We start from the raw sequence: 14156 nt of genomic DNA, 5'->3' as shown, positions 1-14156 counted from the left end.
GCAGTTCCGGGAACAGATAGGTGCAACGAAAAGGAAACGAAACCGATGCCCATCACCCTTCAGGACGTCGCAGCCCGCGCAGGCGTGTCGAAATCCGCCGTGTCCCGCACCTTCACACCCGGCGCGTCCGTGTCGGCCAAGACCCGTGCCAAGGTCGAAGCCGCGGCACAGGAACTGGGCTATTATCCGAACGTTCTGGCCTCCAGCCTGACGACGGGACGCACGACCTTGGTCGGGCTGATCTCCAACAATTTCACCAACCCCTATTTTCTTGAAATTTTCGACCACTTCACCCGCGCGCTGCAAAAGGCGGCGCTGCGGCCACTTCTGATCAACCTGAGCGCCGAGGAGGATGCAGCCAAGTCCCTGGCGATGCTCCGGCAATACAACGTGGACGGGGTGATCGTCGCCTCATCGACCCTGCCCCCCGGCTTTGCCAAGGTGTTCCACGACGCGGGCCTCCCGGTGGTTCACGCCTTTGGCTGGTCATCAGACACACCGCAAACCGCGCGGGTCAGCATCGACAACCGCGAGGCGGGCCATCTCGCGGCACTCACCCTGATGGAACGCGGCTATCGGCGGGTCGGCTTTCTGGGCGGGCCGCAAAGCGCGTCGACGACAAGCGACCGGCTGACCGGCTTTCAGGCCGAGTTGACCACACACGGGATCGCGCCCGAGGTCCAGTTCGCCGCAGCCTATTCCTACGAGGCCGGGCGTGTCGCCATGAGCCGCGCGCTTGCCACGGCGCCAGAGGTCGAGGCGTGGTTCTGCGGCGACGACGTCATTGCCATCGGCGCGATGGACGCAGCACGGGCTGCCGGGCGGTCCATTCCCGACGATTTGGGGCTGATCGGTCTGAACGACATGGAAATGGCCGGGTGGGACCGCATCAGCCTGACCACGATCCGCCAGCCCGTGCGTCAGATCGTGGCCACCTCCGTCGACCTGATCCGACAGGGAATCGAGACGCCCTCGACGCCGCCACAAATGGTGCTGCTGCCCTGCACATTGGTGGAGCGCAAAACATTGCGCGCGCGGCTCTGACGCGCGATCCGGTTTATCCTCGGAACATCGGCGGGCGCGCCTCGACCCAGGCACCATAGGACTTACCGCTTTCGGCCACCGCAAACACCGCGGCCATCGACCGCAGCCCGTCCTCAGCACGGGGATAAAGGTTCGCCGCCGGGTCCATGGCGCGGCCCTCTTTCTCGGCGCGGATCGCTTCGGCCAGATCGGCGTAGATGTTCGCAAAAGCCAGCGGCATCCCTTCGGCATGGCCGATGGTGACGCGGCTGGTGCGGTCCGCTTCGGGCGACAGGTTCGCCTCGCCCCGTTCGATCACCTGCAAACGTTCGCCCAGCGGCATCCAGTACAATTGGTTCGGCTGTTCCTGCGCCCAGCGCAAACCGCCCTTTTCCCCGAAAACCTGAAGCGTCAGGCCATGCTGGTTGCCAACCGCGATCGAAGACGTCCAGAGCCGCCCGACCGTCCCACCATCGAAGCGCAGGTTCAGCATCGCGTCGTCTTCCAGAACCCGGCTTTCGATGCAGCTGACCGTGTCGGCGCTCAGCCGTTCGACCTCTTGGCCGATAACGAAGCTTGCCATGTGCAGGGCATGGATCCCGCAATCGGCGAATTGCGCGCTGACCCCGGCCTGCGCCGGATCGTAGCGCCAGCGCACACGGGGATTGTCGGCATCGGCGGCGTTGGCGTGGTGCCCGTGGGCGAATTCGGCCTTCACCACCCGGATGCGCCCGAGATCGCCGCGCGCCACCATCGCCCGCATGTGACGGACAAGGCTGTAGCCGGTATAGCCATAATTCACCGCGCAGATGCGCCCGGTAGACTTCGACAGGCGCACGATCTCTTCGCCCTCATCCACGGTCATGGTCATCGGCTTTTCGCAGAGCACGTGGAACCCGGCTTCGAGAAACGCCTTGGTGATCTCGAAATGGGTGGCGTTCGGTGTGGCAACGGTCACCAGCTCGATCCGGTCGTCGCGCCCCCGCTCGCCCTCGAGCATCTCGCGCCAGTCGCCATAGGCGCGATCCGCCGCCAGCCCGAGCCGCGTGCCATAGTCGCGCCCGGCCTCCGGGCGGTGATCCAGCGCACCGGCCGTGAACTCGAAATGCCCGTCGAGCCCCGCGCCCAAACGGTGCGCCGGGCCGATCTGGCTGCCTTCGCCGCCGCCGATCATGCCCCACCGAAGCTTTGCCATTCTGCTTGTCCTTTCGTGAAAAACCTGTGCCGTCGTCTGACCCCGTCGGTCAGAAGCCGATGGACCCAAGATACGCCCGATTGGCGCGCGCGTCGTCGATGGGCCGCACGTCCAACGTTGGATCGCAATCCTGCTCGACCGTGCACCAGCCTTCGAAACCCGACTCAACAAGCACGTGCCGCACCGCCGGAAAATCGACATCGCCCTGCCCCAGATTGCAGAAGATACCTTGTCCGCACGCCTCATAGAAATCGGTGCGGTTGGCGACGACCTGCGCTTTGACCGCCGGGTCGATGTCCTTGAAATGCATGTAGGAGATCCGGTCCATGTGGCGCTGCATGAACGCCACCGGATCGAACCCGGCATAGGAATGGTGCCCGGTGTCGAAACAGATCTTCAGGAGCGCCGGATCGACCTCGTTTAAGAGCCGCTCCAGCTCCGGCTCAAAGTCCACGAACCCACCTGCATGGGCATGGATGGAGGCCGTCAGCCCGTACTCCTCAGCGCCGATTTTTGCCGCGGTTTCAATGCGCTGCACGAAGGCGCGCCACTCGTCCGCGTCCATCTGCTCGGCCTCGTCGGCGCGGCCTGCGGTCGGTGCGCGGCGGGGCGAAATCGAGTCGATCAGAACGAAATGTTCCGCCCCATGTGCGGCAAGCGCCTTCGCCGTGCGGGTCGCCCCATCGAGAACGTCGTCCCATTTGGACGCGTCGTGAAAGGGCCGGAACACCACCCCTCCGATCAGCTCCAGCCCGTGTTCGGACAGCGCCTCGCCCAGCTCCGCCGGGTCTTCGGGCATGAACCCGACCGGTCCCAACTCGATCCCCGTATAGCCCGCCTCGGCGCACTCCTTGAGCACCTGCCGCCAGGGCGGGTTGCGGGGATCGGCCGCGAATTCCACGCCCCAGGAACAGGGGGCATTGCCGATGCGAATGGTCATGCTGTGGTCTCCTGAAACTCGCTGACGGGCACCCAACCGCCGCGCGCGGCTGAGGCGTGGATGGCCTCGATCACCTCGGCCACCTCGAGCCCGTCGCGGAAGGTCGGCCAGAGCGCCTTGCCGGTATGGATCGCGGTGAGGAAATCCTTGGCCTCTATGATGATCTGGTCCTGGTAGCCCGTGCCATGCCCCGGCCCCTGGCAAAACGGCAGGTAGTCGGGGTGGGCGGGGCCGGTGAGGATTTTGCGAAAGCCGCGGGTCGCCTCGGGCCCTTCGGCGAGGTAGAGCCAGACCGCGTTCTGATCCTCCTGATCGAAGCGGATCGCGCCCTTTGTGCCCGTGATTTCATAGGCGTAGCCCATCTTGCGACCTGTCGCGATGCGACTTGAATAGATGTGGCCCATGACGCCGGAGGAAAAGCGGCACATGATCTGGGCGTGATCATCATTGTCGACCGTACCGCCCGTACGGTCGAGATGTACGGTTTCGAGATCGGCACAGACCTTGGCGATCGGCCCCATCATCGCCAGCGCCGCGTTGATCGGGTGCGGGGCCAGATCGCCCATGTTGCCATTGGCCTGTCCGGTACAGCGCCAGTTGAACGGGGTCGCGGGGTCGGAGAGGAAATCCTCGGTATGCTCGCAGCGGAACCAGGTGACATCGCCGATGGTGCCCTCGGCCAGCAGGTGCCGGACGAACTGGCTGGCGGGGGTGCGGATGTAGTTGAAGCCGACCATGTTCACCACGCCCTCCGCCTCTGCCGCCGCCACCATCGCGCGCGAGTCCTCGAGCGAGTCGGCAAGCGGCTTTTCACAGAGCACCGGTTTGCCCAGCGCGATGGCGGCTTCGGCGATGGGGCGGTGTGTGTCCTGCGGTGAGGCAATCACCACCGCCTCGACCTTGGGATCTTCCACCAGAGCCTGCCAGTCGGGTGCGGCGCGGTTGAAGCCGAAGGATTTGCGATACCGCTCGGCGCTTTCGGCGCTGGAGGCCGCGATCATCTCGAGGCGCGGGCGCAGGGGCGTGTCGAACACCGTCGCGACCGAGGCCATGGCAACGGCATGTGCCTTGCCCATGTAGCCGCCCCCGACGATCCCGATTCCGATCTCGGCCATGTGGTTCCTCCCCGCATCTTGCAACCGGTTGCAAAATCTGTATCGTCAGCGCAAAACCCGTGCAACTCAAAATGAAGGCGCACATGAAAAATCTGGACCGTCTCAAAGGCAAAGGGTTCCTCGTCATCGGCCGTGCCGGGATGGACCTTTATGCGCATCCACCGGGAACCCGGTTGGAGGAGGCCACGGAGTTCACCGCCGCGCTGGGGGGATCGTCGGCCAATATTGCCGCCGGTCTGTGCCGTCTGGGGTGCGACGCGGCGCTGGTCACATGCGTGTCCGACGACGCGGTGGGGCGCTTTTGCCTGAAACAGCTCGACCTTTACGGGATCGACCGGCGCTTCGTCCGGTCGGTCGCGGGCGAGGCCCGCAATTCGCTGGCAGTTGTGGAAACAAGGCTCGAAGACACCCAATCGGTCATCTACCGCAACAATGCCGCCGATTTCGCCATGACCACGCAGGACGTCGAGGCGCTGCCCTATCACGGGTTCTCCGCGCTCGTCACAACCGGCACGGTTCTGGCCGCAGAGCCGTCGCGCAGCGCCACGTTCCATGCCTTTGACCGCGCGCAGAAAGCGGGACTGCCGATCATCTTCGACGTCGATTACCGCCCCTATTCCTGGACCTCTGCAGAGGAAGCCTCGAAGGTCTATTCCCGCGCGGCGGCTCTCTGTGACATCGTGATCGGCAACGATGTGGAGTTCGACTTCATGGCGGGCGCCAAGGGCCAGGGCCTCGATAAAGCGCGAGCCCTGCTGGCCGAGGGTGCGCAGATCGTCATCTACAAGATGGGCGAAAAGGGCGCGATCACCATTACCCCCGAGGGCGAAACGCGCACCGGTATCTTCGAGACCGACGCCCTGAAGCCCACGGGTGCCGGGGACAGTTTCATGGCAGGGTTCCTTGCCGCCCTGTCGGACGGCCAGCCCGTCGCGGACGCGGTGCGCCAGGGGTCCGCTGCGGCTGCAATGGTGGTGGCCCGTGTCGGCTGCGCCCCGGCCATGCCGACCCAAGATGCCCTGACCGATTTCATGGCGCATGCCAAAATGCGCCCAGCCTGACAGGAGGCCCCATGCACATCCCCCCCTATGACAACGCCAATCAGCCCATCGTCGATGTCGATCACCCGCTGGTGCCGCTCAATTACTTCAACATCGTAAAGCTGACGGCGGGTGAAAGCTACGCGTACCAGCTTGACGGCTACGAGACCTGCATCGTGCCCGCGACCGGGACCGTGACCGTGGAAACTGGCGGCGAGACCTTTGCCGATATCGGCCATCGCGGCGCGGATGTGTGGGATGGCGACCCCGAGGGCGTCTATGTCCCCACGGGGACAGGCGCGCGGATCACGGCGCGGACGGACACTGAAGTGTTCATCGCCGGTGCAAAGTTCGACACCACCCTGACGCCCTTTGCGGTCCGCAAGGACGATCTGGACCTGGTGCAATACGGCAGCGACGACACCAAGACCCATCGCAAGATCAAGCACATCCTCGGCGCGAACCATCATGACCGGGTGGGCCGCCTGCTGGTGTCGGAGTTGTTCACCGTCGGCGCGGGCGGCTGGTCCGGGTTTCCGTCGCACAAGCACGACACGGATCGCCTGCCGGACGAGACGCGGCATGACGAGACCTACAACTTCCGGTTCAAGCCGGATTACGGCTCGGGCCTCCAGATGCTCCAGCGCGAGGACAACGAACCGGGCGACGCCTATCACGTGATGAACGGATCGACGGTTCTGATCGACAAGGGCTATCACCCCTGCTGCGTTCTGCCGGGGTACGAGATGTATTACTTCACCATCCTCGGCGGGTTGTCGCAGCGGTCGCTCAAGCAGTATTTCCAACCGACCCACGCGGAACAGCTGCACACGATCCCCGGCATCATGGACATGGTGGCCAAGTTCAAATGACCCGCGCGACGCTGGCCGAGGTTCTGCGCCCCGCGTTGCGGGAGGGGTACGCCGTTGCCGGGTTGGTCTGTCTTGGCTGGGAGGACGCCCGCGCCTATGTGGCCGCCGCCGAGGCCGAAGGCGCGCCGGTGATCCTGCAAGCCGGTCCGGGCGCGCGGGCGCATATGCCCCTGCCCGTCTGGGCGGCGATGTTTCACGCGCTGGCGGATGCGGCATCGGTTCCGGTCGTGTCGCATCTGGACCACGGGACCAGTGTGGCCGAGTGCGAAGAGGCCATCGCGCTGGGATTCACGTCGGTCATGTTCGACGGGTCACGTTTGCCACTGGACGAGAATATCCGCCAAACCCGCGCGATCGTCGAGATGGCCCATGCGGCAGGCGTGTCCTGCGAAGGCGAGATCGGCTTTGTCGGCTACAGTGAAGGTGCAGCCTCTGAGGGCACGGACCCGAACGAGGCCGCACGGTTCGCACGAGACACCGGCGTCGACGCGATGGCGGTCTCTGTCGGCAATGTGCATCAGCAAACCGACCACTCCGCGCAGATCGACCGCGGACGGCTCTCCCGGATCGAGGCCGCCACGGACGTGCCCCTGGTGATCCACGGCGGCTCGGGCCTGTCCCACGCCTTGCGCCGTTCGCTTGCCGGGACGAGCGCGATCTGCAAGTTCAATATCGGCACCGAGCTGCGCATGGCCTTCGGCACCGCCTTGCGTCAGACATTGGACGCAAAGCCGGATGCCTTCGACCGCATCGCGATCCTGTCGGCGGTCGAAGACCCTTTGACACAAAAGGCCCGCGAGGTGATCGGGGGGTTGAGGTGATCGGCGCGGATTTGGGCAAGCGTGGCGCCGCCCCGCCCGTCAAACAGCGATGAAAACCCGACCGCCTTCTACCTTCGTTTCGTAGGTGTTCAGGTTCACGCAGGCCGGAGCGCGCTTGGCTTCGCCGGTGCGGTAATCGAAGGTCGCGTTGTGCTTGGGACATTCGATCTCGTAGTCCATCACCAGCCCGTCCTCGAGATGCACCTGTTCGTGGGTACACAGGCCGTCGGTGCAGAAAAAGGTGCCGTCCGGGCTGTGGTAGATCGCAAAGGTGCGGCCGTCATGGTCGAAGCGGATGAGGTCTTCTTGGTCGATATCGTCGGTCGCGCAGGCGTCGATCCAGGGCATGCCGGGTCCTTTCTATTGGGCAGGTTTGCGGTCGGTCACTCGGCAGCGGTGCCAAGGGCCGCGCTGTGGAAATCTTCGCGGTAGGGTTTGGCCGTCGCAGGCAGGTCGCGTTTCAGGAACACGTCCTCATAGGCCAGTTGGCGGCGCAGAACGGGAATGATCTCGGCATAGGCCTCCCACATGGAGGTATTGGCCGGGGGCAGATCGTGTTTGATCGCGTCGTGCAGATCAGGCAGGCGGTGATAGGGCACCATCGGGAACATGTGATGCTCTACGTGGTAGTTCATGTTCCAGTAGATGAAGCGCGAGATCGGGTTGATGTAGACGGTGCGCGAGTTCAGCCGGTGGTCGGTGACGTTTTCCGCCAGACCGGCGTGCTGCATGAGACCGGTCAGGACATGGTGCCATGCGCCGTAGAGCCGGGGCAGTCCGATCACCATCAGGGGCAGCATCGACCCCAGAGCCAGCGCAAGGGCGATGGTCGCGGCATAGATCGCCACCCAGATGCGCGCGACACGGATCACCTTGGGTTGTTCCTGTTCGGGGATATACGCCGCCTCTTCGGGGTGGATACGACCCGACGCGTTGTAGAGCATCCGCGTCCAGCCGTGCCAGGCGTCGAAGATGCCAAAGACATTCATCACGATCCGGAACAAGGCCGGGGGCCGCATGGCGACGATCTCGGGGTCGCGACCGACGATGATCGTGTCGGTGTGATGACGCGCGTGGCTCCAGCGCCAGGAGACCGGATTGCGCACCATGCAAAAGCTCGCGACCTGGTAGAGCCAGTCGTTGTAGGGCCGTGTCTTGAAGGCCGTGCCGTGGGAGCATTCGTGCCAGCGGGAATCCATCGCGGACCCGTAGAGCATGCCATAGGCCAGCCAGAACGGTGCGCTCCACCACGACGGCCAAAGCGCGATGCCGATGCCGGCGAACAGAGCCATGCACGCAAAGAGGATTGCCGTGTCGCGGATGGCGGGCTGGTCGGTGCGTTTCATCAGATCCTTCATCCGGGCGCGGGGGATGTCGGTGTGATACCACTCCGCCGCGGCGAGGCCGGTGTCCACGGCCTGTCGGGCGTTCGGCCCGAGCAGAGAATAATCGCGTGTCGCCATGATGCCCCCTCCGGCAATGGATCCGAGTTTGTGAGAGCATAGGGGGGCTGTACCGGCTCGGAAACAGATTGCTCATCGGATCACATCAGATTACATCATTCAGAAGACGGCGTTTGATGCAAATTACATCAATCCGGAGGAGCGATGGCCCGCAGGCCCACCATTCAGGATCTTGCACGGGCCGCCGGTGTCGGGACCGCAACCGTGGATCGGGCGCTGAACGACCGGGGCAACGTGTCGGCGCGCACCGCGAAGGCGATTGCCGAGGCGGCCTTGCGGATCGGCTATCCGATGCCCGGCGCGGTCGCGTCGCTGAGCGATGCCAGCAAGCCGCGATTGGATCTGGGATTCGTGCTCCACAAACCCTCGCAGGAGTTCTACCAACGCTTCGCGCAAGAGATCACCCGCGCCTGCCGCGCCGTGCCGGATGCCACTGTCACGCCCTTCATCAACTTCTCTCCATCGCAATCGCCCGGTGATTTCACCGAGGCGATCGAGGCCGCGGCGGCGGATGGTCAGGTGGTGGCAGCGACCGCGATCAACCACCCATCCCTGTCCCGGCTCATTGAAACCCTGAAGGCGCGCGGCAGGCCGGTGTTTTCGCTTCTCAACGATTTTGCCGGGCAAGCCGGAGCCGGGTATTTCGGTCTCGACAACATGAAGGCCGGTCGCATCGCGGGCTGGATGATGGCCACCCATCTCCAGCGTCCCTGCCGGGTTGCCGTGTTCGTCGGCGGCGCGCGGTGGCATGGCCACGGGCTTCGCGAAGCCGGGTTCCGGACTGCCCTTCGGGAATACGCTCCGCAGATCACCGTGACCGACACCGCCGTGAACCTCGAAACGCGGCAAGTGACGTACGAGGCGACGCTGGACCTGTTGGAGCGCCATGCGGACCTCGCCGGGTTGTATGTGGCCGGGGGCGGCATGGAAGGCGCAATCGCCGCGCTGCGCGAAGCGCGTCCTCCGGGCAAGGTCGCCCTGATCGTCAACGAACTCACGTCAGAGAGCCGTGCCGCGCTGGCAGATCACTATGCCATTCTGGTCAGCGCCACGCCGCTGAGCGATTTGTGTCGTGCGCTGGTGGATCGGATGGTCCGAGCGGCGGTGGACGGCCCACCCGCGCAAGCGCAACCGAGACTGTTTGAGCCACTGCTTTACACGCCGGAATCGGTCTGACGACCGATCAGCCGGATGTGCGACGCTTCGCGATGTCGTTCAGGACAGCGCTTGCGATGCGCGCGGTGTCGGCCCATGTGGCTAGTCGATCCGCCGCCCGTTGCGACGCCGCAGCCATACGCGTGCGCGTGATGTCATCGGTCAAGAGGTCGGACAAGGCGGCGGCGAAGGGCTCTGCCTCACCCGGCGGTACGAGGCGTCCCGCCTCTGGCGGCACCGTGTCCGGCACGGCCCCGGTCCGGCAAGTGACAATCGGCAGGCCGCAGGCGAGCGCTTCATCGAAGACGATCCCGTAGCCTTCGAAGCGCGTGGCCAGCGCGAAGATGGACGCCTGGCGGTAAAGCGCGTCCAGTTCGTCTTGCGGGATGCGGCCTGCGAAGTGGACGCGGTCTTGCAAACCGAGCGTGTTTCGAAGGTCCGCCAGCGCCCGCGCGTGGTCTGGATCATGCGGCGCGCCGACGATCACGGCCTTCCACTCCTGCCCCTTGATCCGGGCCAGCGCCTGCAACAGGACATCGTGCCCCTTGCGCGGGTGCAGCAGCCCGACCGACAGAATCAGCGGTGGGTCGATGCGCTTTGACTGACCGAGCGGGCGGCGTGTCCCCGGGCGGGCGATTGTGATGCGTTCTGGGGCAACGTTGTATTGCTCGGTCAAAAGCGCCGCCGTGTGCGGGCTTGGCACGAGGACGTGTTCCATCAGGGCCAGATTGTCCCGCTCCGTCTTGTAGAGATGCGCCTTGCGGGCGTCGGACAGACCGCTTTCCAGAGCCAGAGGATGATGCACCATCGCCACCATGAGCGCGCGGACCTGCGCCAACCCTTCGGTTTCGGTGGCGCCCGACACAAAGCCGTCGAGGATCAGTACGCGCTCCGGGTTAACAGCGCAAAGCGCGTCGATGGCGTGCGTGAGGTCGGTCGGTGTCGGATCGGGATAAGACGCACCAAGTCGGATGTAGTGCACGTCATGCCCTTCGGCGCGCAAACCTTCCAGCAGGTGCTTTTCGTAGATGTAGCCTCCGGTGATCGTGTCCAGATCGCCGGGGATGGCAAAGGCGGCAGGACAGTGTGTCATGCAAGCTGCTCCGGCGCGTAGATGCGCAGAACGCGGGATTCGATCGCGCCCACGGCGGCGTAGCCCAGCGAGGACAGAAGCGAGACCAGCACGACCGAGCTCCACAGCATGTCGTAATCCGACAGCGAGGCCGAGACCGCCATCAGGCTGCCGATCCCGTTGCCGGTCGCCAGCCACTCGACCACGGTGACCGCCAGAACCGAGGCAGGCACGCTCATCCGGGCGGCGGCGAAGAAGGCCGGGAGCATGGCCGGGATACGTACGCGGATCAGTTGCAGGATCGGTCCTGCCGCGTAGGAGTGCAGCACGTCCATGACCTGCCCCGGCGCTTGCCGCAAGCCGTGCAGACAGGCGACGAAGGTGGGGAAGAACACCATGACGGCGACCAGAACGATGGTGCCCACCGCTCCGCGACCGGCCAGCAGCACGACAAGCGGTGCCGTGGTGACGATGGGAACCGAGCGCAGGGCAATCGACAGGGTCATCGCGATCCCGGTCAGCGCCGGAACGAGCACGACCAGCATCGCCAGCCCCGCCCCAGCCAGCAGCCCGGCGAAATATCCCGGCAGCAAAAGCACCGACGTGTCGATCAGCGCGGATCCGAGCGTGGCGCGGGTCGTTGCCGCGTCGGGCGCCAGGAACAGCGCGTCGAACACGTCGGCCGGGCCTTTGGCGAAGAAGGGACTGACATCGAGCACCGCCAGAGCGCCCCACCAGACCCCCAGAACGACGCCGACGGTCAGCGCGATGTTGACCGTGGATTTCCAGACCGCCGCGCGGCCCGAAACCGACGCGCGTGGCGCTGCGAGGATCACCGGCGGCGCGTCGCTCAGGACAAGGCGGGCCAGCCATCCGATGACGAGGTAGACAAGGATCGCCACCGCCGTCGCGACGCTCGCCAGCGCCCAGGTCATATCGACATCGAGCGCCCGCATCGCGCGGATCGTCAGAACGCCCATGCCGCGTTCTGCGCCGGTGAACTCTCCGACCATCGCGCCCAGAAACGCGGCGGGTGCCGCGATCTGAAGCCCCGCGACGAAATAGGGGAGCGAGGCCATCATTCGCACGTGAAACAGCGCCGCGAAACGCCCGCGCCCGTAGCTGCGCACGAGATCGAACCACGTGGCAGGCGCCGCACGCAGACCGACGAGGAGCGGGATCAGCGTCGTGTAATAGACCGCCAGGGCCGCGAGCAGGATTTGCGGCCATTCTCCCGGCCCGAAAAACACCCGCAGGATCGGCCCCGTCGCCACAAGCGGAAGGCAGAACACGAAAAGCGCAAGTCCCGTGACAACGCTCTCGCTGCGCGGCCAGAGCAATGCGATCAGCGCGAGCAGCACAGCCGCCAGGTTGCCCAGAACAAAGCCGATGGCCGCGTTCGACAGAGTGACCATCAATGCGCGCCCCATGAGCGCCTGATTGGCCATCAGATAGGCCAATACATCCGACGGACCGGCAAGAACGAACGCGTCCTCGAAGGCGCGCGCCGCAAGCTCCCAGATCAGGAACACACCCACGAGGCCAAGAATGGCGGGCAGCGACCGTCTCGCCTGTGATCCGGGTGCCGACAGTGTCGCCTGAAGCGCGGTCATTGCGCGACGAGCGGAGGGTGGCTCTGCGCCATGCCGTGTGACAGGGCGGAGAACACGTCGTCCACCAGCGTGGTGAAGGCGGCGTCCCGCGCCAATTCGGGGTCGCGGGGCCGTGGCAGATCGACCGAGATATCCGCCACGACAGCCGCCGGGCGCGGCGACAGAACGAGGATGCGATCCGAAAGCATCACCGCCTCCTGCACGGAATGCGTGACCAGAAGCGTGGTCGTGCCCCGTGCTTCCCAGAGCCGAGGGAGATCCTGCGCCAGTTGCTGGCGCGTCAGTTCGTCGACGGCTCCGAATGGTTCGTCGAGCAGCAGCAGTTTCGGTTGCGTCGCTAAGGCACGGGCGATGGCCGCGCGCTGGCGCATCCCGCCCGAGAGCTCCGCCGGACGGGTCTCGGCAAAGCCATCGAGGCCGACCATGCGGATCAGTTGATCCACCTCCTCCGGCACAATCGGACGCCGGGCCAGCCCCAGCGCCAGTTCGATGTTCCCCCGGACGCTGCGCCACGGTAGAAGCGACGGGTCCTGGAATGCGACCGCCAGATCGGCTTTCTGCAACGTTTCGGCGGGTGGCGCGCCGCCGATCGAGATGCTGCCCGCGCTCGGTGTCTCGAGCCCGGCGATCATTCGAAGGATCGTCGATTTCCCACAGCCTGAGGGGCCGACCAAGGCCGTTGTCTGCCCGGCGGCAAAGCGCAACGTGGTCGGTGAGACCGCGTCGAGCCCGCCATCGAAGGTCTTGGCCAGCCCGGTGCAGATCACCTCGGGCGGCGATGTGGGATCAAGCGCCATGAACCTCGTCTAGGATTGAGCGATCCCAAAGGTCGGGCGTGACGGTCCGACCCAGAAGCGCAAGGGTTTCGATATTCGCGGCCACGGCCTCGTCCGTCCAGGAGCCAAAACCGTTTTCGTCGGTGAGGTCCGAGAACATCAACGGCACCTGACGCTCCGCCTGCAATTCCTGCGTGGCAAGATCGAGACCTGCATCCGGGAACATCTCGACCGTCAGGGCTGCAGCGGCGGCGGTGTCTTCGCGATAGGCTTCCCAGCCCCGGACCTCGCCCGACATCAAAGCGACAAGGTCCGCACGCCGAGTGGCGAGGCTGTCCTCGGTGGCGATGTAGGTCTGGGAATGGACCGCATAGCCATGATCCGCCATCAGCATCGTCACGCTTTCGACGCCCTGCATCGCCATCGCCACCGGCAGATCAGTTTCCCAGCACAGCAGGCAGTCCACTTCACCCGCCAGAAGCGGTTGGGCTGAATACTGGGTCGGGACGATTTCGATGCCGTTGATATCAACGCCGTTCAGGCTGCACAGGGCTTGCAGGACCGGCGTATTGGCCAGAGCCATCCCGATCCGCTTGCCCACGAGGTCTGCGGGTGCGTTGACCGGATTGTCCGGCAGGGAGGCCACGACAAACGGGTTCTTCTGCATCGCGACGCCGAGGATCTTGAAGGGTGCCCCCTGCTCGACCGCCGCAGCGGTGTAATCGGCGGCCGAGATGCCAACCAAGGCCGTGCCGGAGACCACCGGCGGTTCAACGGGCGCATTGGGTCCGCCCTGAAGCAAGCCGACCTCGAGCCCGGCATCAGACCAGAAGCCGCGATCCATGGCGATGTAACTGCCCGCGAATTGAGCGGAATGCAGCCAGGACAGTTGCAGGTTCGCCGTCGTCTGCGCGTGCGCGAGCTTCGGCCAGAGACCCGAGGCGCCAAGGCCAAGGCCCGCAGCGCCGGTTGACAGGAAACTGCGTCGGGAAAACACGTTTTTCATGGGATACACCTCTTCTTTGGTCATAAGGCTAACTTTGCTTTTGCGAATGGCAAGTGTGCGCCGGG

The 14156-nt window shown here is 65.0% G+C and carries 14 protein-coding genes; 5 read left to right on the top strand and 9 right to left on the bottom strand.

All coding sequences use genetic code 11. The features are described 5' to 3' along the window. The first annotated feature begins 45 nt into the window (after window positions 1-45). Window positions 46-1044 (top strand): LacI family DNA-binding transcriptional regulator, encoded by a 999-nt coding sequence (locus tag Q1B16_RS04515; RefSeq protein ID WP_299785026.1) that lies wholly within the window; start codon window positions 46-48, stop codon window positions 1042-1044. A 13-nt stretch (window positions 1045-1057) separates the two neighbouring features. On the opposite strand, the gene Q1B16_RS04510 is transcribed toward Q1B16_RS04515, so the two are convergent. The 3 genes from Q1B16_RS04510 to Q1B16_RS04500 are packed head-to-tail and all read right to left on the bottom strand — an operon-like array spanning window position 1058 to window position 4273. Further along, window positions 1058-2218, bottom strand: coding sequence for a Gfo/Idh/MocA family oxidoreductase (locus Q1B16_RS04510; protein ID WP_299785025.1), 1161 nt, complete (start codon window positions 2216-2218; stop codon window positions 1058-1060). Between the two features lie 49 nt (window positions 2219-2267). After that, window positions 2268-3158 (bottom strand): TIM barrel protein, encoded by an 891-nt coding sequence (locus Q1B16_RS04505; protein WP_299785024.1) that lies wholly within the window; start codon window positions 3156-3158, stop codon window positions 2268-2270. Beyond that, window positions 3155-4273, bottom strand: a complete 1119-nt coding sequence (locus tag Q1B16_RS04500) for a Gfo/Idh/MocA family oxidoreductase (protein ID WP_299785023.1) — start codon at window positions 4271-4273, stop codon at window positions 3155-3157. Before Q1B16_RS04500 ends, Q1B16_RS04505 begins: the two co-directional genes overlap by 4 nt. Window positions 4274-4356: 83 nt before the next feature. On the opposite strand from Q1B16_RS04500, the gene iolC reads away from it, so the two are divergent. Genes iolC through Q1B16_RS04485 form a run of 3 tightly spaced genes read left to right on the top strand, consistent with a single transcriptional unit; the run spans window position 4357 to window position 7006 of the window. Further along, window positions 4357-5334 (top strand): 5-dehydro-2-deoxygluconokinase, encoded by a 978-nt coding sequence (iolC, locus tag Q1B16_RS04495; protein ID WP_299785022.1) that lies wholly within the window; start codon window positions 4357-4359, stop codon window positions 5332-5334. A gap of 11 nt (window positions 5335-5345) precedes the next feature. Next, window positions 5346-6185 (top strand): 5-deoxy-glucuronate isomerase, encoded by an 840-nt coding sequence (locus tag Q1B16_RS04490; protein ID WP_299785021.1) that lies wholly within the window; start codon window positions 5346-5348, stop codon window positions 6183-6185. Then, window positions 6182-7006 (top strand): class II fructose-bisphosphate aldolase, encoded by an 825-nt coding sequence (locus Q1B16_RS04485; protein ID WP_299785020.1) that lies wholly within the window; start codon window positions 6182-6184, stop codon window positions 7004-7006. The genes Q1B16_RS04490 and Q1B16_RS04485 overlap by 4 nt, the downstream gene beginning before the upstream one ends. 39 nt (window positions 7007-7045) lie before the next feature. Here Q1B16_RS04485 and Q1B16_RS04480 read toward each other — a convergent pair whose 3' ends face one another. Both Q1B16_RS04480 and Q1B16_RS04475 read right to left on the bottom strand, forming a co-directional pair. Next, complete coding sequence (locus Q1B16_RS04480; protein ID WP_299785019.1) at window positions 7046-7354, bottom strand: MocE family 2Fe-2S type ferredoxin; 309 nt, start codon at window positions 7352-7354, stop codon at window positions 7046-7048. A gap of 35 nt (window positions 7355-7389) precedes the next feature. Further along, window positions 7390-8469 carry a fatty acid desaturase gene (locus tag Q1B16_RS04475; RefSeq protein ID WP_299785018.1) on the bottom strand — a complete coding sequence of 360 codons (1080 nt, stop codon included), beginning with the start codon at window positions 8467-8469 and terminating at the stop codon, window positions 7390-7392. Between the two features lie 144 nt (window positions 8470-8613). Between Q1B16_RS04475 and Q1B16_RS04470 the strand changes: the two genes are divergently transcribed. Then, window positions 8614-9645: a LacI family DNA-binding transcriptional regulator gene (locus Q1B16_RS04470; protein WP_299785017.1), complete on the top strand. Its 1032-nt coding sequence runs from the start codon at window positions 8614-8616 to the stop codon at window positions 9643-9645. A gap of 7 nt (window positions 9646-9652) precedes the next feature. Here Q1B16_RS04470 and Q1B16_RS04465 read toward each other — a convergent pair whose 3' ends face one another. The 4 genes from Q1B16_RS04465 to Q1B16_RS04450 are packed head-to-tail and all read right to left on the bottom strand — an operon-like array spanning window position 9653 to window position 14091. Further along, window positions 9653-10717 (bottom strand): glycosyltransferase family 4 protein, encoded by a 1065-nt coding sequence (locus Q1B16_RS04465; RefSeq protein WP_299785016.1) that lies wholly within the window; start codon window positions 10715-10717, stop codon window positions 9653-9655. Beyond that, entirely contained in the window at window positions 10714-12309 is a 1596-nt protein-coding gene (locus tag Q1B16_RS04460; RefSeq protein ID WP_299785015.1) for an ABC transporter permease subunit, read from the bottom strand. The genes Q1B16_RS04465 and Q1B16_RS04460 overlap by 4 nt, the downstream gene beginning before the upstream one ends. Beyond that, a complete protein-coding gene (locus tag Q1B16_RS04455) occupies window positions 12306-13106 on the bottom strand; it encodes an ABC transporter ATP-binding protein (protein ID WP_299785014.1) in 801 nt (266 codons plus the stop codon). Before Q1B16_RS04455 ends, Q1B16_RS04460 begins: the two co-directional genes overlap by 4 nt. Further along, on the bottom strand, window positions 13096-14091 hold the full coding sequence (locus Q1B16_RS04450) for an ABC transporter substrate-binding protein (RefSeq protein ID WP_299785013.1): 996 nt from the start codon (window positions 14089-14091) through the stop codon (window positions 13096-13098). Before Q1B16_RS04450 ends, Q1B16_RS04455 begins: the two co-directional genes overlap by 11 nt. Window positions 14092-14156 lie beyond the last annotated feature (65 nt).

Source organism: uncultured Marivita sp., from assembly GCF_947488135.1.
GTDB lineage: Bacteria > Pseudomonadota > Alphaproteobacteria > Rhodobacterales > Rhodobacteraceae > Marivita.
This window is presented reverse-complemented; position numbering and strand designations above follow the sequence as displayed.

Coding starts and splice junctions, on each gene's coding strand:
- Q1B16_RS04455 (WP_299785014.1), bottom strand. CDS start 13,106: ATGGCGCTTGATCCCACATCGCCGCCCGAGGTGATCTGCACCGGGCTG.
- Q1B16_RS04450 (WP_299785013.1), bottom strand. CDS start 14,091: ATGAAAAACGTGTTTTCCCGACGCAGTTTCCTGTCAACCGGCGCTGCG.
- Q1B16_RS04460 (WP_299785015.1), bottom strand. CDS start 12,309: ATGACCGCGCTTCAGGCGACACTGTCGGCACCCGGATCACAGGCGAGA.
- Q1B16_RS04465 (WP_299785016.1), bottom strand. CDS start 10,717: ATGACACACTGTCCTGCCGCCTTTGCCATCCCCGGCGATCTGGACACG.
- Q1B16_RS04515 (WP_299785026.1), top strand. CDS start 46: ATGCCCATCACCCTTCAGGACGTCGCAGCCCGCGCAGGCGTGTCGAAA.
- Q1B16_RS04475 (WP_299785018.1), bottom strand. CDS start 8,469: ATGGCGACACGCGATTATTCTCTGCTCGGGCCGAACGCCCGACAGGCC.
- Q1B16_RS04480 (WP_299785019.1), bottom strand. CDS start 7,354: ATGCCCTGGATCGACGCCTGCGCGACCGACGATATCGACCAAGAAGAC.
- Q1B16_RS04510 (WP_299785025.1), bottom strand. CDS start 2,218: ATGGCAAAGCTTCGGTGGGGCATGATCGGCGGCGGCGAAGGCAGCCAG.
- iolC (WP_299785022.1), top strand. CDS start 4,357: ATGAAAAATCTGGACCGTCTCAAAGGCAAAGGGTTCCTCGTCATCGGC.
- Q1B16_RS04505 (WP_299785024.1), bottom strand. CDS start 3,158: ATGACCATTCGCATCGGCAATGCCCCCTGTTCCTGGGGCGTGGAATTC.
- Q1B16_RS04490 (WP_299785021.1), top strand. CDS start 5,346: ATGCACATCCCCCCCTATGACAACGCCAATCAGCCCATCGTCGATGTC.
- Q1B16_RS04500 (WP_299785023.1), bottom strand. CDS start 4,273: ATGGCCGAGATCGGAATCGGGATCGTCGGGGGCGGCTACATGGGCAAG.
- Q1B16_RS04485 (WP_299785020.1), top strand. CDS start 6,182: ATGACCCGCGCGACGCTGGCCGAGGTTCTGCGCCCCGCGTTGCGGGAG.
- Q1B16_RS04470 (WP_299785017.1), top strand. CDS start 8,614: ATGGCCCGCAGGCCCACCATTCAGGATCTTGCACGGGCCGCCGGTGTC.